Annotated in this window: 14 protein-coding genes; 7 read left to right on the forward strand and 7 right to left on the reverse strand. The window is 61.8% G+C overall.

Features of this window, described 5'->3' with window-relative positions; translation table 11 throughout:
• The first annotated feature begins 18 nt into the window (after positions 1-18).
• The 3 genes from KW403_RS04375 to KW403_RS04385 are packed head-to-tail and all read left to right on the forward strand — an operon-like array spanning position 19 to position 3,918.
• Entirely contained in the window at positions 19-1,386 is a 1,368-nt protein-coding gene (locus KW403_RS04375; protein ID WP_223021533.1) for a glutamine synthetase family protein, read from the forward strand.
• A 1-nt stretch (position 1,387) separates the two neighbouring features.
• Positions 1,388-2,776: an aldehyde dehydrogenase family protein gene (locus KW403_RS04380; protein ID WP_223021534.1), complete on the forward strand. Its 1,389-nt coding sequence runs from the start codon at positions 1,388-1,390 to the stop codon at positions 2,774-2,776.
• Positions 2,773-3,918: an iron-containing alcohol dehydrogenase gene (locus KW403_RS04385; protein WP_223021535.1), complete on the forward strand. Its 1,146-nt coding sequence runs from the start codon at positions 2,773-2,775 to the stop codon at positions 3,916-3,918. The genes KW403_RS04380 and KW403_RS04385 overlap by 4 nt, the downstream gene beginning before the upstream one ends.
• Positions 3,919-4,036: 118 nt before the next feature.
• Here the strand turns inward: KW403_RS04385 and KW403_RS04390 are convergent, their stop codons facing one another.
• The 7 genes from KW403_RS04390 to KW403_RS04420 all read right to left on the reverse strand — a co-directional run bounded on the left by KW403_RS04390 (position 4,037) and on the right by KW403_RS04420 (position 12,525).
• A complete protein-coding gene (locus tag KW403_RS04390; protein WP_223021536.1) occupies positions 4,037-6,712 on the reverse strand; it encodes a bifunctional acetate--CoA ligase family protein/GNAT family N-acetyltransferase in 2,676 nt (891 codons plus the stop codon).
• A gap of 99 nt (positions 6,713-6,811) precedes the next feature.
• On the reverse strand, positions 6,812-7,597 hold the full coding sequence (locus KW403_RS04395; RefSeq protein WP_223021537.1) for an ABC transporter ATP-binding protein: 786 nt from the start codon (positions 7,595-7,597) through the stop codon (positions 6,812-6,814).
• The gene (locus KW403_RS04400; RefSeq protein WP_223021538.1) at positions 7,590-8,387 is read right to left on the reverse strand and encodes an ATP-binding cassette domain-containing protein; all 798 of its coding nucleotides are present in this window, start codon (positions 8,385-8,387) and stop codon (positions 7,590-7,592) included. Before KW403_RS04400 ends, KW403_RS04395 begins: the two co-directional genes overlap by 8 nt.
• The gene (locus KW403_RS04405) at positions 8,384-9,217 is read right to left on the reverse strand and encodes an ABC transporter permease (protein ID WP_223021539.1); all 834 of its coding nucleotides are present in this window, start codon (positions 9,215-9,217) and stop codon (positions 8,384-8,386) included. Before KW403_RS04405 ends, KW403_RS04400 begins: the two co-directional genes overlap by 4 nt.
• Positions 9,214-10,203 carry an ABC transporter permease gene (locus KW403_RS04410; protein ID WP_223021540.1) on the reverse strand — a complete coding sequence of 330 codons (990 nt, stop codon included), beginning with the start codon at positions 10,201-10,203 and terminating at the stop codon, positions 9,214-9,216. The genes KW403_RS04405 and KW403_RS04410 overlap by 4 nt, the downstream gene beginning before the upstream one ends.
• Positions 10,204-10,225: 22 nt before the next feature.
• On the reverse strand, positions 10,226-11,839 hold the full coding sequence (locus tag KW403_RS04415; RefSeq protein WP_223021541.1) for an ABC transporter substrate-binding protein: 1,614 nt from the start codon (positions 11,837-11,839) through the stop codon (positions 10,226-10,228).
• A gap of 104 nt (positions 11,840-11,943) precedes the next feature.
• Complete coding sequence (locus KW403_RS04420) at positions 11,944-12,525, reverse strand: cupin domain-containing protein (RefSeq protein WP_223021542.1); 582 nt, start codon at positions 12,523-12,525, stop codon at positions 11,944-11,946.
• A gap of 261 nt (positions 12,526-12,786) precedes the next feature.
• Between KW403_RS04420 and KW403_RS04425 the strand changes: the two genes are divergently transcribed.
• From KW403_RS04425 to KW403_RS04440, 4 genes are all read left to right on the forward strand, one after another.
• Positions 12,787-14,172: an aspartate aminotransferase family protein gene (locus tag KW403_RS04425; protein ID WP_223021543.1), complete on the forward strand. Its 1,386-nt coding sequence runs from the start codon at positions 12,787-12,789 to the stop codon at positions 14,170-14,172.
• Positions 14,173-14,376: 204 nt separating this feature from the next.
• A complete protein-coding gene (locus KW403_RS04430; protein WP_246637891.1) occupies positions 14,377-15,384 on the forward strand; it encodes a branched-chain amino acid ABC transporter permease in 1,008 nt (335 codons plus the stop codon).
• Positions 15,385-15,406: 22 nt separating this feature from the next.
• On the forward strand, positions 15,407-16,288 hold the full coding sequence (locus KW403_RS04435) for a branched-chain amino acid ABC transporter permease (RefSeq protein ID WP_223021544.1): 882 nt from the start codon (positions 15,407-15,409) through the stop codon (positions 16,286-16,288).
• Between the two features lie 4 nt (positions 16,289-16,292).
• On the forward strand, positions 16,293-17,000 hold the full coding sequence (locus KW403_RS04440; protein ID WP_223021545.1) for an ABC transporter ATP-binding protein: 708 nt from the start codon (positions 16,293-16,295) through the stop codon (positions 16,998-17,000).
• Position 17,001 lies beyond the last annotated feature (1 nt).

Raw genomic sequence — 17,001 nt, forward strand, 5'->3', positions numbered from 1 at the left:
ACCGACAGGACGAATTGAATGGCGGGCAAACTGACTTTGGAAAGCCTCAAGGCCGCGGCGGAAGCCGGCGAAATCGACACGGTGCTCGTGGCGTTGGTCGACATGCAGGGACGCCTGATGGGCAAGCGGTTCCATGTGGATTTCTTCCTCGAAAGCGCGTTCGAGGAGACCCATAGCTGCAACTATCTGCTCGCCACCGACATGGAAATGTTCACTGTCGAAGGCTATCGCGCGACAAGCTGGTCGGCAGGTTATGGCGACTACACGATGAAGCCGGACCTCTCGACGATGCGCCGCATTCCCTGGCTGGAGGGCACGGCACTGGTCCTATGCGACGTGCTCGACCACCACACGCATGACGATGTGCCCCATTCGCCGCGCGCCATCCTAAAAAAGCAGGTCGCGCGGCTGGAAGCCATGGGCATGAAGGCGATGATGGCCTCGGAGCTGGAGTTCTTCCTGTTCCGCGACACCTTCGAGGAAGCAGCCGCGAAGGGCTATCGCGGGCTGGAGCGCATCAGCGCTTACAACGAGGATTACCACATCTTCCAGACCACCAAGGAGGAGGACGTGATGCGGGCGATCCGCAACGGCCTCAACGGCGCGGATGTGCCGGTGGAGAACTCCAAGGGCGAGGCCGATGCCGGACAGGAAGAAATCAACGTCCGCTACACCGATGCACTCACCATGGCCGACCGCCACGCCATCGTGAAAAACGGCTGCAAGGAAATCGCCTGGAAGGCCGGCCGCGCCATCAGCTTCATGGCCAAATGGGACGACAATGCCGCCGGCAATTCCTCGCATGTGCACCAGTCGCTCTGGACGTTGGATGGCAAGCCGCTCTTTTTCGACCCCTCGGGCGAGCACGGCATGTCGGACATGATGAAACATTATATGGCGGGCCTGCTCGCCCATGCCGGCGAGATCACCTGTTTCCTCGCGCCCTATATCAATTCCTACAAGCGCTTTGCCGCCGGCACATTCGCCCCCACCAAGGCGATCTGGTCGTTCGACAACCGCACGGCGGGCTATCGAGTCTGCGGTGAGGACACGAAGGCGGTGCGCGTGGAATGCCGGGTCGGCGGCGCCGACCTGAACCCCTATCTTGCCTTCGCGGCCCTTATCGCGGCAGGCATTGATGGCATCGAAAACAAGAGAGAGCTGGAGCCGGCCTTTGTCGGTGATGCGTATGAGGGCAAAGGGATCCGAGAGATCCCCAAAACCCTGCGCGATGCCGCCACCGCGCTCGATGGCTCAAAAATGCTGCGTGCAGCCTTTGGTGATGACGTTGTCGATCACTATGTCCATGCAGCCCGCTGGGAACAATCCGAATATGATCGCCGCGTCACCGACTGGGAGGTCAGGCGCGGTTTTGAGAGAGCATGACATGACGAAAACCCTTCAATGCATTTCCCCCATCGACGGTTCGGTCTATGCCGAACGCCCCGTCATGGATCCCGACAAGGCGGCCAAGCTTCTCGCCAGCGCGTGCCAGGCACAGAAGGCCTGGGCGGCGCGGCCGCTCGATGAGCGTATCAAGCTGGTGAATGCCGGCGTTGCCCGCCTCAACGAGATGAAAGACGAGGTGGTGCCGGAGCTTGCCCACATGATGGGCCGCCCGGTGCGCTATGGCGGCGAGTTCGGCGGCATGAACGAGCGCTCCGCCTATATGGCGGAGATTGCCGAGCGTGCCCTCGCACCCATCGTTCTGGAGGATTCGGAAAGCTTCGCACGCCGCATCGAACGCGTTCCCCACGGGTTGGTCGGCGTCATCGCGCCGTGGAATTACCCTTACATGACAGCGATGAACACCATCGTTCCGGCCCTGATCGCCGGCAATGCTGTCGCCGTCAAGCACGCCACGCAGACGCTGCTCGTGGGTGAGCGCATCGTGCGCGCCTTCCATGAAGCGGGCATACCCGAAGAGCTGTTCGTCAACCTTTTCCTCGACCATGCCGGCACGGAAAAGCTGATTGGGGAGCGCTCTTTCGACTTCATCAATTTCACCGGCTCCGTCGGCGGTGGACGCGCCATCGAGCGGGCGGCTGCCGGCACCTTCACCGGGCTCGGGCTGGAACTCGGCGGCAAGGACCCCGCCTATGTGATGGACGATGCGGATATCGACTGGGCCGTCGATGTGCTGATGGACGGCGCAATGTTCAATGCCGGCCAGTGCTGCTGCGGCATCGAACGCATCTATGTCGCGGAGAAGCATTTCGACAGTTTTGTCGAGAAATCCGTCGAGTGGGTGGGCAAGCTGAAACTCGGCAATCCGCTGGACGCCGAAACCACCATCGGCCCCATGGCCAACAAGCGGTTTGCGGCCGAAGTGCGCAGCCAGACCGAAGACGCGCTGGCGCAGGGCGCAAAGGCGCTGGTCGATCCGAAAGCCTTCCCCGAGGATGATGGCGGCACCTATCTCATGCCGCAGATCCTGATCGACGTGAACCACCAGATGCGCGTGATGCGCGAGGAAAGCTTTGGCCCTGTCGTGGGCATCATGCCGGTGAAGAACGATGCCGAGGCACTCGATCTCATGAACGATTGTGAGTTCGGCCTGACCGCCTCGCTGTGGACATCCGATCCCGAGCGCGCGGCGGCTATCGGTGCAGACATCGAAACGGGCACTGTGTTCATGAACCGTGCCGACTATCTCGACCCGGCCCTTTGCTGGACCGGCTGTAAGAACACCGGGCGCGGCGGCGCGCTTTCCGAAATCGGCTACCACAATCTGACCCGCCCGAAATCCTACCACATGAGAAAGAAACAGGCATGAAGCTCGAAGGAAACTGGTCCTATCCCACCGCTGTACGGTTTGGCGCGGGGCGCATCAGGGAACTCGCCGAGGCCTGCAAGGCAGCCGGCATTTCAAAGCCGCTTCTGGTGACCGACCGCGGCCTTGCCGGCATGGACATCACGAAGAATGCGCTCGACATTCTGGAGGCTGCGGGCCTTGGGCGCGCCATGTTCTCGGAAGTCGATCCCAACCCGAATGACAAGAACCTCGAAGCCGGTGTGAAGGTTTTCAAGGACGGCGGTCATGACGGCGTTGTTGCCTTTGGCGGTGGCTCCGGCCTCGATCTCGGCAAGCTGATCGCCTTCATGGCCGGTCAGACACGACCGGTCTGGGATTTCGAAGACATTGGCGACTGGTGGACCCGCGCGGATGCTTCGAAAATCGCACCGAACGTGGCCGTTCCCACGACAGCCGGCACCGGCTCGGAAGTGGGGCGCGCCGGCGTTGTCACGAACTCCAAAACCCATGTCAAAAAAATCATCTTCCATCCGAAGGTGCTCCCCTCTGTGGTGATATGCGATCCGGAACTGACCGTGGGCATGCCCAAGGCAATCACCGCGGGCACGGGGATGGACGCCTTTGCGCATTGTCTGGAGGCCTATTCCTCGGCCTTCTACCACCCGATGAGCCAGGGCATCGCACTTGAAGGGCTTCGGCTCGTGAAAGAGTACCTTCCCCGTGCCTACCATGATGGAGCAGACCTCGAGGCTCGCGCGCACATGATGAGCGCCGCCGCCATGGGCGCTGTGGCGTTCCAGAAAGGCCTGGGCGCGATTCACGCGCTCTCGCACCCGGTCGGAGCGCTCTATAACACCCATCATGGCACGACCAATGCGGTGGTGATGCCGGCTGTGCTTAAGCTGAACCGGCCGGAGATCGAGCCGCGCATCGCGTCCGCTGCAGCCTATCTTGGCATATCGGGCGGGTTCGATGGTTTCTTCGATTTCGTCATGAACCTGCGTGCGGAGCTTGGCATTCCCGACCGGCTCGGCGACATGGGCGTCGGATCAGACCGCATCGACGAGATGGTGGAGATGGCGCTTGTAGACCCGAGTGGTGGGGGCAATCCGGTCAAGCTGACCGCAGCCAACACAAAGGCATTGTTTGAGTCCTGCATCTGAGGTTTGTCGCAGGCCCCTTACCCCGCCCTCGCCCTTCGCCTCTCTGCAAGCTCAAGAAGCTCAGAATTGTCGATGGGCGAGGAAACGGGCGCACACTACGATCTCCGCAGCAACACGCTTAAAGCTCCAGGACCATCGTCATCACCCCCGCCTCGCCGCTGTCCTTTACGACGAAGCCGAAATCGCGGCACATGGCGAGCATTTTGGTGTTGTCGCTCAGAACGATGCCCTCAATGGCGCCAATGCCCTCTTCCCGGCCATAATCGATGAGCTGTTTCAAAAGCGCGAACCCAAGCCCGTGGCCCTGAAGATCGGTGCGCACAAGCAGGCCATACTCGGCAATCTCCTTGTCGGGATCAGCGGAAAGACGGCCAATGCCCGCCATCTCGCCATCCTCTTCGCGTAGCGCGATGAAGGCCATGTCGCGCTCGTAGTCGAGCTGGGTCAGCCGCTCCAGCATTTCATCAGGAAAGTGCTTTCGCGGGGCGAGGAAGCGGAACCGAATATCCTCCGACGAAACCCTCGCCAGAAAATCCGGAAACAGCGCCACATCCGCCGGCTTGATCGGGCGCAGGTGGTAGCGGTGCCCCTCGAGGTTCACATCCTTTTCCCACCCGGAGGGATAAGGCCGGATCGCCAGGTCCGGATTCGGACCCTTGCGCTCGATCTCCGAGGGCTCGATCTCGATGCGCGCATCGAGCGCCACCACACCGTCGGCATCGGCCAGCAGCGGGTTGATGTCCATTCCCTTGATGCAGGGGAAGTCGACGATCATCTGCGACACAGCGTTGAGGGCACCGGCAATCGCATCCCTGTCGGCGGGCGCCCGATCGCGGTATCCGGCCAGCAGTTTGCCTATGCGGGTCGACGCCATCAGGTCACCGGCCAGCACATCGTCGAGCGGCGGCAGCGCAATGGCCGTATCCTCCATCACCTCTACCGCCGTGCCGCCTGCTCCAAAAAGGACCACAGGACCGAAAATCGGATCCTGACTGACACCGAGGATAAGCTCATGGGCATGTTTGCGCACCACCATGGGCTGAACGGCAAAGCCTTCAAGCCCGTCGAGCATGCCCGCATCGTCCAGCCGCTTCATGATGTTCTCGGCGGCCTTCTGCGCCGCTTCCGGAGTCTTTAGGCCGAGCACCACGCCGCCCACATCCGACTTGTGCGTGATGGTTCTGGAAAGAAGTTTAACGACAACCTTTTCTGAACTTTCTAGCAAGCGTGCAGTGGCCTCACTCACCGCTTCTGGTGTCTCGACAATCACAGTTTCAGGCACGGGAAGCCCATAAGCGGCAATAGCGGCCTTGGCTTCTGGCTCCGTCAGCATGCGGCGCCCTTCGGCCGCGACCGTTTTCAGAATGGCGCGCAGGCCGTCACGATCGCCCTGCACATCCTCGCTGCGGCTGGAAGGTACACGGGTCAACGCCTTCTGAGCCCGCGACCATTCACCAAGATAGGAAAGGGCCGCAGTGGCGCTGGAAGGAGTGCTGAAATTGGCAATGCCCGCTTCCTGCAGGATGCGACGGCCTTCACGCGCGGTCTCCTCGCCCAGCCAGCAGGTGATGAGCGGTTTGCCGTTCACCTTGCCCTTGTCGGCATGGGCTGCAACCGCGCGGGCTGCATCGGAGGGAGAGGCAAGCCCGGTGGGGCAATTGAATACGAGAACCGCATCGGTGTCCGGGTCATCGGCCACCGCCAGAAGCGCCTCGCTGTAGCGCTCCGGCGGAGCATCGCCGATAATGTCGGCGGGATTTGAATGCGACCAGTTGGGCGGCAACGCCCGGTCCAGGCGTGCTATGGTTTTGGATGAAAACTCTGCCATCGTGCCGCCAAGATCGTTGAGTCGGTCAACCGCCAGAACACCGGCCCCACCTCCATTGCTGACGATGCCCACATGAGCACGCTCTAAGGGGCGGAAACGGGCTAGCACTTCGGCTGCGTCGAACAATTCGCCGAGATCGAGAACGCGCAAAATGCCGGCGCGGCGAAGCGCGGCCTCGACCACGCGGTCTGCGCCCGAAAGAGCCCCTGTGTGCGTCGCGGCCGCCTGTGCGGCCTGCGCGTGACGCCCTGCCTTGATGGCGATCACCGGCTTCAGCCGGGCGGCGGCCCGCGCAGCGGTCATAAATTTGCGCGGATTGGGGATCGTTTCGAGATACATGAGAATGCCGCGCGTCCGCCCGTCGCCAGCCAGCATCTCCAAATAGTCGCCCACATCCACGTCGGCCATATCGCCCAGCGAAACGATGTGCGAAAAGCCGACGCCCTCAGCCGCCGCCCAGTCCACGAGCGAAGTGGCAATCGCACCTGACTGCGAAAGCAGAGCAAGCCCGCCGGGCCTGGCCTGCATATGCGCGAAGCTGGCGTTGAAATTCATCGGCGGCACGATCAGTCCGACCGTGTTCGGGCCTATGATGCGGAAAAGATAGGGCTTTGCCGCGTCGAGCACGGCCTGGCGCAACCCGTTTTCCCGTGTCAGCCCGGCGGTAATGACGACAGCGGTGCGCGTTCCCTTCTCGCCAAGCTCGGAGATGATGCCCGGCACCGTTTTGGGAGGCGTGACGATGACGGCGATGTCGGGGATCCCCGGAATATCGGCGGCGCGCTTATAACAGCGCCGGCCCGCCACTTCCCTGTATTTCGGATTGACTGGCCAGATCTCGCCGTCAAACCCACCGTCCTGCAGATTCTGCATGACGATATGGCCAACGGCTCCCGGTCTGCTCGATGCACCAATGACGGCAACGGACCGTGGGCGGGCGGCGTATTCAAGATTGCGAATCGTCATGGGCGATGACTCCGGGTTCGCGCGGCTCTTGCGTCTCGTCGTCACTATAGCGGTATCGTGCAAAGACTGCGCAACCCGAGATGTGCGATTGCCTTCAACCTATGAAGGGAGGCGGAGCGCCAACCTCGGCACCGCTGCCACAAGCGCCCTGCCCGCCGACGATTGCGGGTTGTCGATGATCTGCGGCGTTGGTCCCGTCTCTACAATACGCCCACTCTCCATGATCGCAACCCGATGGGAGACAAGACGCACGACCGCGAGATCATGCGCGATGAAGAGATAGGTGAGGCCTTCGCTTTTCTGCAATTCGGTGATGAGTCTCAGTATCTCGCTACGTATCGACTGGTCGAGCGCGGAGACCGGCTCATCGAAAACAATCAGTGAAGGGCGAGCGGCAAGCGCACGGGCGATGGCGACACGCTGGCGTTCGCCACCCGACACTTCGTGAATGCTGCGCGCGGCGTAGCTTGCGGGAAGCCCGACCTGCTCCAGAAGTGCACCCACCTGCATGGGACGTGCCGCACGGTCCGCAAGCGCGTGGATGCGCAGCGGATCCGCCAACACACCGCCGATGGTCGCGCGCGGATTGAAGGCCGCGAGCGGATCCTGAAACACCATCTGGATCGCCCGGCGGCGGGTGCGCAACGCCCGCCCGCGAAGCTGAAACCAGTCCTCGCCCAGAAGCCGCACGGCTCCCGCATCGGCCGGCAAAAGCCTGAGCAACACCCGCGCGAGCGTCGACTTGCCGCTGCCGGACGCGCCCACCAGCCCCAGCGTCTCACCCGGAGCAAGCGTCAGGCTCACATCATCAAGCGCGGTCACCCTGCGCCCCCGGCTGGTGAAGGTCTTGCAGAGGTTCTGCGCAACGAGAAGCGGCTCAGGCATCGGCCACCCCGTCGATCAGGCGCGATGTCGAAAAATCGATCTGCGCGGCAAGAAGATGCTTCGTATAGGCATGCGCGGGCTTGGTCAGAACCGCCTGCGCCGCGCCTTTCTCCACCAGCTGCGCCCGCTGAAAAACGGCAATGTCGTCAGCCAATCCGGAGGCGAGCGCAATGTCGTGGGTGATGAACACCAGTGTCATGCCCGCCTCGCGCACCAGATCGTCGAGCAGCGCCACGATCTCGGCCTGCACCACCATGTCGAGAGCGCTTGTGGGCTCGTCGGCGATCAGCAGACCCGGCTTTGCCGCAATGGCTGCAGCGATGGCGATGCGCTGGCGCTGCCCGCCGGAAAACTGATGCGGAAAGGCGCGAAGTGCGGCCTGGGGATCTGGAATGCGCACCCGCTCAAGCAGGGCCAGCGCATGCGACCGCGCCGCGCGCCAATCGAGCCCCAGATGACGAACCGCGCCTTCCGCCACCTGTTCGCCAATGGTCAGAACGGGGTTGAGGCTGCCACCGGGATCCTGAAACACCATGCCGATGTCGCGCCCCGCCACGGGCGGATGCGCAAGGCCCAGCCAGCCGATTTTCCCCTCGATCCGCGCCTGCGGCGCGAGCAAGCCGGCGAGCGCCAGCGCCAGCGTGCTCTTGCCCGACCCGCTCTCGCCGATCACCGCCAGCCGGCGGCCTTTCGCAATGTCGAGATCGACGTGCTGAAGCGCAAAGTTTCGCGCATCGTCACGCCCATAAGAAACCGAGAGCCCCCGGATTTCGGCCAGCGGCGCGCTCATGCGCGCCCCTTGCGGCCCGCCATCGCGTCGGCCAGCCCCTCGCCCAGAAGATAGACGCCAAGCACCGTGGCCACCAGCCCCAGCCCCGGCACGATGGAAAGATGCGGCGCGGTGCGCAGCACATTGCGCCCCTCGGCGATCATCGAGCCCCAGGTCACCACATTGGGATCGCCAAGCCCGAGAAAAGACAGCGCCGCCTCCACCAGAACCGCCGTGGCGACAATCACCGCTGTCAGCGCCAGAACCGGCGGCAGCGCATTGGGCAGCACCTCACGCAACGCGATCTCGGCCGGGTGCATGCCGATCACCCGCGCCGCCGCCACATAGTCGCGCTCGCGGATCGACAGGACTTCCGCCCGCACCAGTCGCGCCGGCCCGGTCCACGCGCCAAGGGCAATGGCGAGAATGATCACCGGAAGCGATGCCCCGGTGACGCTGACAAAAGCCAGCGCCAGAAGAAAGCCCGGCACGATCTGAAACGCGTCGACCACACGCATCAGCGCCTCGTCCACCAGCCCTCCGGCAAGCCCGGCAACCGTGCCGACGAGCGCCCCGGCAGTGAGCGCGACCAGCGCCGTGGCGAGCCCGACCAGAAGCGATGTCTGCGCGCCGTGCATCAGGCCCGCAGCCACATCCCGGCCCAACCGGTCCGTGCCAAGCGGAAGCGCCGGATCGGTGAAGGGTGCGGTCATCGGTCGCCCGACAATCGCCAGCGGATCGCCCGGGAAGAGAAGCGGCGCTGCAAGCGCCATGGCAGCAAGCAGCACCAGAAGACAGAGCCCCGCCACCCCTTCCGGCGAGCGCAAGAGACGGCCCGCAACGCGGTTCACGACGACGCCTCCCCGCTGCCCACGCGCGGGTCGAGAGCCGCGTAGGCAATGTCCACCAGAAGATTGACGACGATCACGAGCACGGCGCTGACGATGATGATGCCGGTCAGAAGCGGCGCATCACGGCCGGAAACCGCTTCATGCGCAAGCCGCCCGAACCCCGGAATGGCGAACACGCTCTCCACCACCACACTGCCGCCCAGCATGGCCGCCGCCTGCAGGCCAAGCATGGTGACCAGCGGCAGAAGCGCATTGCGCGCCACATGGCTCAGCACGATGCGCCGCCGCGCCAGCCCCCTGGCGCGCGCAAAAAGCACGAAATCCTGCCGCCAGGCTTCCGCCATGCCGGTCCGCATCATGCGCAGGAAAAGAGCGAGGTAAATGAAGCCGAGCGCGGAAACCGGCAGCACCAGGTGCCAGGCAATGTCGGCCACGCGCGCCAGCCCGGTCTTGCCCGAAGCTATGGTTTCGATGCCGGCGGTGGGAAACCAGCGCAGATCGACCGCGAACACCAGAACCAGAACTAGGCCAAGCCAGAAGCTCGGAACCGCATAGAGCGCCAGCGATCCGATGGAAAGCGCCCGGTCCGTCAGGCTGCCGGGCCGTGCGCCCGCAACAATGCCCAGAAGCGAACCAAGCGAGAAGGCAAGCGCCGTCGCCGCCCCCATCAGCCAGAGCGTGTTGGGCAATCGCTCCGCGATCAGGTCGAGAACCGGCCGGTCGAACGCCACCGACCAGCCGAGATCGAACCGCAGCAGCGCGCCCACATAAAGCGTCAGCCGCTTCACAAGCGACTGGTCGAGCCCGTAGCTCTGGCGAAGCTCCGCCACGAGGCCCGCATCGCCGCCGCCCAGGGATAAGAGATAGGCGTCCACCGCATCGCCAGGCGCCGCTTCCAGAAGCAGAAACGTGCCCACAATGACGATCAGCAGCACCGGAATGCTGCTGACGACACGCCGCCGCGTCAAAGTCAGGGCCCGGTTCATGCCAGTGCGTGTCCTTCTGTTCTCAGGAAGCGAGTGCAGTATCAGCCCAGCTCGAAACGGGCCAGCGCGGATTGTTGCCCACATTGAGAACCGCGTCACTGGCAACCGTGGTAAAGCCCCACTCGGCCACATTGATCAGCGGCAAATCTTCCACCACGATGCGCTGGAAATCGTTGTAGAGCGCGGTGCGCGCTTCCGTATCGATGGTCTCGGCCGCCTGATCGATGATCGTGTCGAGTTCGGCATTGGCATAGCCGCCCTGATTGGAAAACGGCACCCCATCCGGGATGCCCGATTGTACGAGGATCGTGGTCGAGATGGCCGGATCACCGCGAAACACGGGCGAGCCGACTGCAAGGTCGAAATCATGATCTGTGTAGACCGCCTTCAAATGCGCCGGCGTGTCGTTGTTCACCAGCGTCACGTCGATGCCCACCTTGCCAAGCGCCTGCCGCAGATAATCGCCGAACTGGCGCGTTTCGCTGAAGAAGGGTGCCGGCAGAAGGCGCAGCGAGAAGCGTTTGCCATCCTCGCCGCGCGGATAGCCCGCCTCGTCGAGAAGCGCGTTGGCCCGCTCGATGTCGAAGGAATAGGGTTTCACATCGGGATTGTAGAATTGCGGCGCGTTCTGCGGCACCGGGCCGGTGGCCGCCTGCGCATGACCGAGAAACACCGTATCGACCACGAAATCCCGGTCTATCGCGTGCGAGATGGCTTGCCGTACACTCTGGTCGGCGAGGATCTCGTTGCGATGATTGATCTCCACCACAAGCTGATAGGTGAGCGCCTCATAGCCTTCCGTCACCACTTTCAGCCCCGGCACCTTGGCAATGCGCTCCAGATCGACCAGCGGCACCTGCGAGAAGGCCGCGACCTGGATTTCGCCTGCCTCCAGCGCGGACGCCGCCGCCGCCCGGTCGGGCAAAACGCGGAAGATGATCTCGTCCAGCTTCGGCAAGCCCTCGCCCCAATAGGCGTCATTACGGACAAGTCGGAAATATTCACCGGGCTTGTGCTCGGCGAATTTGAACGGTCCCGTTCCCATCGGCGCGTTGTTGGCCGGGTTTGCGGCGATGTCCGTGCCCTCGTAGAGATGCTTTGGCAAAACGCTCGTCACCACCGGAAGCGCATTGCGAATGAGCTGGATGGGCGTGGGCGCAGAAAAGCGGAAAATGGCGGTGTGCGCATCTGGTGTTTCGACAGTGTCCAGATTGGCAAACACGACGCGGCCGAGATTTTGCAGCGGCTTCCAGACCTCCATTGCGGAGAAGGCCACATCTTCCGAGGTGAACGGCGCACCATCGTGCCAGGTCACGCCCTCGCGCAGTTTGAAGGTGACGGAAAGCCCGTCTTCGGCCCCTTCCCAGCTTGTGGCCAGGCGTGGCGCAAGCCCACCCTCGCCATCCATCATGGCTTCAGCCAGCGGCTCGATCACCTTGCTGGCGATGAAAAACACGCCATTCGACGCGACAATTGCCGGGTTCAGCGTGCGCGGCTCGGAATCGGCGGCCACCACCAACCGCCCGCCGCGCGGCAAATCGTCGGCCCATGTCATGCGCATCAGCAGGCCGGAAGTCGCCAGCACACCGCCCGCGCCAAGAAGAAGATTGCGTCTCGAAATCAAAAGACCGGCCATCGGAAACCCTCGCTCTTAAAAGCCAACAGAATTCTAGGAACCGTTGTCGGCAGGAACAGGGCCATGAATGCGTTGCGTTGGTCCAGCCTGTTGAAGACGGGTCATCAAAGATAAGGCGGCGTGCAGGCGGAAACGACGATGGTGCGCCCGTCGGAGAGATTCTGGAAACGGTGCGGCTGCCGGCTGTCGAACAAATAGGCTTCACCGGCCTTCAGAATGCGCATTTCATCCCCCACGGTGAGCGCCAGTTCACCCTCCACCACATAGCCGCCCTCGCTTGAGGCATGTTGCAGCATGGTTTCTCCGGTGTCCGCACCCGGCTCATAGACCTCGTGCAGGATCTGCAGATTGTGCAGGCGTGCATCGCCGATCTGGCGCAGAACCAGAAGCCCGCTCTCGGGAGCATTCGTATTAATCGCTACGCGCGAGGTGAGATCGATCAAATCATCCCGGCCAAAAAAGGGACCGGGGTTCTGCTCCCGTTCAGGCTCGAAGAAATCCGCCATGCTGACCCCCATCCCACCAAGCACCTTGCGCAATGTCGAAATGGAGGGGCTGATCTTGTTTTTTTCGATATTGGAAATCTGCGCATGCGGAACACCGGCCTGTTCGGCAAGCTGTCGCTGCGAAAGATCGCCCGCCAAACGCATCGCCTTGAGGCGCGATCCGATGTCGAAATCGTCCATGATCCTGTGCCCACCCCCATTGCTTGTCTGGCTTCCGCGCATTCGTCCCTTGGAGGGAAATCCGCATCTGCTCAAAATATTATCATACCAAATCCGATAGCAATGGCATTTAGCGCCAAAATCCGATCTCAATATCAAAAAACTGGGCCTACACGCTCAAAATATTATCCACAAATTGCCTGGCCGCCGAAGGAATGCTACCAATCTCGAAAGAGAAACACACCCAGCAACTCTAAATTCACTCAGCCGCAGGATACATTGATGACTGACAAGCCAAATTCCCCAGAAGCGCGCGATATCGCCTATCACCTGCACCCCTACACGAATGCGAAGAAGCATCTTGAAGCCGGGCCGCTGATCATCGATCGCGGCGAAGGCGTCCATGTCTACGACAACAATGGCATGCAATATATCGAGGCGATGGCCGGCCTTTGGAGCGTCGGCGTCGGCTTTAACGAAAAGCGCCTCGTGAAGGCCGCAACGGAGCAGATGGAGAAGCTGCCCTACTACCACACCTTCACGCACAAATCGCACGGGCCGGTAATCGAGCTTTCCGAAAAGCTGATCGGCATGGCACCGGTGCCGATGAGCAAGGCGTTCTTCACCAATTCCGGCTCCGAAGCCATCGACACGGCGCTGAAGCTGATCTGGTATCGCTCCAACGCGCTTGGAAAGCCGGAAAAGAAGAAGATCATCGTCCGCAACCGCGCCTATCACGGCGTGACCATCGCCGGCGCTTGCCTCACCAGCCTGCCGGCAAACCACAAATCCTTCGACCTGATCGTGCCGAACGTGCTGCGCATGACCGCGCCGCACTATTGGCGCGAAGCGATGCCGGGCGAGAGCGAGGAAGAGTTCGCAACCCGCCTCGCCAAGGAACTGGAAGATACGATCCTGGCAGAAGGCCCGGAAACGATTGCCGCCTTCTTCGGCGAGCCGGTGCAGGGCGCCGGCGGTGTCATTGTTCCGCCTACGACCTATTGGGAAAAGGTGCAGGCCGTTCTGAACAAATACGATATTCTGCTGGTCGCCGACGAAGTGATCTGCGGCTTCGGCCGCACCGGCACCATGTTCGGCTCCACCACCTACGATATCAAGCCGGACATCATGGTCATGTCCAAGCAGCTTTCGTCGTCCTACCTGCCGGCCTCGGCCTTGATGATCAACGACCGGGTGTTCGAGCCGATCATGGAAGAAAGCGGCCGCATCGGCACCCTCGGTCATGGCTATACGGCAAGCGGCCATCCGGTTGTCGCAGCAGTCGCGCTTGAAAACCTCAAGATCATCGAGGAGCGCGATCTGGTGGGCAATGCCGCACGCATGGGCGAACGCCTGCGCGACGGGCTTGCCGAACTTACCGACCATCCGTTGGTTGGCGAAGTTCGTGGTGTCGGCCTGATCGCGGCCGTGGAACTCGTCACCGACAAGACGAACAAGACGGCGCTCGAGACGCCCGGCGCGCTTGGAGCGCTGGTCAATGCGCATCTCCAGGAGGCTGGCCTCATCAGCCGCGCCATGGTCGATGCGATGGCATTCTGCCCGCCGCTTGTTATCTCCGAAGCCGAAGTCGACGATCTTCTCGCCCGTTTCAAGGCGGGGCTCGACAGAGCCCTTGCGGAGGTGCCCAGGAAGGCGCTATCGGCGTAAGCGACGGATCTCTCTGGGAAACCCCCGGCCCGGCGCTCGCCGGGCGACACATAAAAGCATCGTATCGACCACCGGATACGATGCTTCTTAGCGTTCTCAAAATCAGTTATGTCATTTCGTTATAATTGAGTCTGATATTGCGATAGGACAGCGCTTTTCTTGCGTTATAGGGTCGCGAAAAGCGTTCCCTATTGAGGCTCCACAGTGACAGAACAAACTCAGGAGACGCGGGAGGGTACGGATGTATCGCTTTCCGCATCTCAAGGAAGTACTGAAAAATCAAGCTATATCAAATTCTTGATATGGGGCATCGTGGTGGCAATGATTGTTGCCGTCTTTTTGCCGGCTCCGTTCTTTGCCAACAATCTGTCATTCCTGTTTTATATGATGCTCTGGCTGACCATGGCGACGTCGTTTAACTTCGTCGCAGGCATGGCCGGATATATGCCTTTTGGTTATGTAGCATTCTATGGCGTTGGTGCCTACGCCACCGGCGTTCTCTACAAAACCTTCGGCCTGCCCATACCCGTAGCCCTTGCAGGTGCTGCCGTTGCCGGCATTGTCATCGGTCTTCTGGTCGCGCCAACACTGCGGCTCAAGGGTGTCTATTTCGGCATTGTCAGCCTTGCACTGGCGATGGCGATGAAACTTGTGATCTCGCTCATGCCAAGCGAGATTACAGGTGGCAGCCTCGGTCTCATTCTCTCCGCGGCAAACGATCCGGTGGCGGCCTACTATGCCATGTTCATCGTGTTGATGGGCGCGCTCGCAGCCGGCACCTGGCTCACCATGTCGCGCCTCGGCACGGCACTTCGCGCCATCCGCGATGATAGCGAGGCAGCGGAAGTGGTCGGCGTCAATGTGGTGGCGACCCGGCTGAAAGCCTGGATCATGGCCACCATGTTCCCTGCTCTCGTGGGCGGCGTGGAAGCCTGGTACACCAACGCCATCGACCTCGATTCCTCCTTCAACCTTCTCGTCACTGCCAAGAGCATCGTCTATGCGATGGCCGGCGGCCTCGGTTTTCTGGTCGGCCCGATCATCGGTGCTTCGGCGCTTTACGGCATCGATCAGCTGATCTGGCGCCATTTCCCAACCCTCAACTTGCTCATCCTCGGCGTGGTCATCATCGCCCTGATGCTGCTTCTGCCGCGCGGTATTGTTGGGGCCTTCGCGCAGCGCTTCTCGCGCTTCCGGCGCTTCATTCCGTAAGACGCACAGGATTGAAACAAAGATGAACGAACTTCTGCTTCAAGGCCTCGTCAACGGCATCGTCGTCGGGCTGATCTACGCGCTGATCGGCGTCAGCCTCAACGTGATCTTCGGCGTCCTGCGCGTCGTCAATTTCGCTCATGGCGAATTCATCGTACTGGGGGCCTATGGCGCCTATTTCGCGCAGGCCTGGCTTGGCCTTTCGCCCCTGCTCGCAATGCCGCTGATCTTCATCGTCTTCGGTCTGATGGGCTATGGCCTCTATTTCGTGCTGGTGAAGCGTCTTGCGCGTTCCAACGATCCCGAGCACGCCTCGCTTCTGGTCATGTTCGGCTTGTCGCTCGTGCTGGGAGCGCTGATGCTGCTCGCCTTTGAGGCGGATGCACGCTCGCTCAACTTCACGCTCGACCCGCCCTTCCTGATGTTCGGCAACATCATCCTGCCCACCACCAAGCTGCTTGGCCTTGCGGTTGCGGTCGTGGTCACCGGAGCGCTGGCGTTCTTCCTCTACCGCACGCTACCGGGCAAGGCGCTGCGCGCCATTATCATGAACCGCGATGCGATCCAAATCGTCGGCGTGGACTTGAACCACCTTTCAGCCCTGACCTTCGGTCTCGGCCTTGGCCTGGCGGGCATCACCGGCATCCTCGTGTCGATGATCTTCCCCTCCTTCTCCCCCTTCATCGGCCAGGATTACACGCTGATCGGCTTCATCGTGATCGTTCTGGGCGGTCTCGGCCATCCCATCGGCGCAGTCGCCGGCGGCATCCTGTTTGGCTTGGCCGAGCAGACCGCCATGGTGTTCTTCAGCGGAACCGTGGCGATGCTCCTCGGCTTCGTCCTGCTGATCGCCGTCATTCTCATTCGTCCCGCCGGTCTCTTCGGCGTGCAGAACTCCCGGTGACGCCATGTTGAAAGTCGAAAACCTCGTCAAGAAATTCGGTGGCGTCACGGCACTCGACGGCATCAGCCTCACCCTGCCCGACCGGTCGATCCTCGGCGTTCTGGGCATGAACGGCTCCGGCAAGACGACGATGCTCAACTGCATCAATGGGCTTTACGACGCGACGTCCGGCAAGATCACGCTCGACGGCGTCAACCTGATCGGCAAGGCCCCGCATGCGGTGTTCTCCGAAGGCGTGGGGCGCACCTTCCAGGTGCCGCGCATCTTCCCGCAGATGTCGCTCCTAGAAAACCTCTCGGTCGCGCTCCTCAACAAGGGGATGAGCAACGCCGAGATCGCCGAAGTCAGCGCCTACTGGCTCAAAAAGGTGGAGCTCTACCGGCTGCGCCACAATTATGCGGAAGAGCTTTCCGGGGGCCAGCAGAAGCTTCTGGAACTCGCCCGCATCATGGTGGCCAATCCGAAGCTGGTGCTGCTCGACGAACCCTTCGCCGGCGTCAATCCGAGCCTCGCGTTGCTCCTCATCAACATTATCCGCGAAATGCCGCAGGAGGTGGGCTGCTCGGTGCTGCTCGTCAGCCACGATCTCACCTCCGTCTACGAACTGTCTGACAACATTCTGGTCATGCACGAAGGCCATGTCCTAGCCGAGGGCAATGCCGAAGCGATCCAGAAGAACCCGGACGTCATTGAAGCCTATCTGGGAGCCTGAC

This window comes from Nitratireductor kimnyeongensis (assembly GCF_019891395.1).
Lineage (GTDB): Bacteria > Pseudomonadota > Alphaproteobacteria > Rhizobiales > Rhizobiaceae > Nitratireductor > Nitratireductor kimnyeongensis.

Bases quoted from the DNA above. Each gene is read 5' to 3' on its own strand.
- KW403_RS04375 (WP_223021533.1), top strand. From the start codon at position 19: ATGGCGGGCAAACTGACTTTGGAAAGCCTCAAGGCCGCGGCGGAAGCC.
- KW403_RS04380 (WP_223021534.1), top strand. From the start codon at position 1,388: ATGACGAAAACCCTTCAATGCATTTCCCCCATCGACGGTTCGGTCTAT.
- KW403_RS04385 (WP_223021535.1), top strand. From the start codon at position 2,773: ATGAAGCTCGAAGGAAACTGGTCCTATCCCACCGCTGTACGGTTTGGC.
- KW403_RS04390 (WP_223021536.1), bottom strand. From the start codon at position 6,712: ATGACGATTCGCAATCTTGAATACGCCGCCCGCCCACGGTCCGTTGCC.
- KW403_RS04395 (WP_223021537.1), bottom strand. From the start codon at position 7,597: ATGCCTGAGCCGCTTCTCGTTGCGCAGAACCTCTGCAAGACCTTCACC.
- KW403_RS04400 (WP_223021538.1), bottom strand. From the start codon at position 8,387: ATGAGCGCGCCGCTGGCCGAAATCCGGGGGCTCTCGGTTTCTTATGGG.
- KW403_RS04410 (WP_223021540.1), bottom strand. From the start codon at position 10,203: ATGAACCGGGCCCTGACTTTGACGCGGCGGCGTGTCGTCAGCAGCATT.
- KW403_RS04415 (WP_223021541.1), bottom strand. From the start codon at position 11,839: ATGGCCGGTCTTTTGATTTCGAGACGCAATCTTCTTCTTGGCGCGGGC.
- KW403_RS04420 (WP_223021542.1), bottom strand. From the start codon at position 12,525: ATGGACGATTTCGACATCGGATCGCGCCTCAAGGCGATGCGTTTGGCG.
- KW403_RS04425 (WP_223021543.1), top strand. From the start codon at position 12,787: ATGACTGACAAGCCAAATTCCCCAGAAGCGCGCGATATCGCCTATCAC.
- KW403_RS04435 (WP_223021544.1), top strand. From the start codon at position 15,407: ATGAACGAACTTCTGCTTCAAGGCCTCGTCAACGGCATCGTCGTCGGG.
- KW403_RS04440 (WP_223021545.1), top strand. From the start codon at position 16,293: ATGTTGAAAGTCGAAAACCTCGTCAAGAAATTCGGTGGCGTCACGGCA.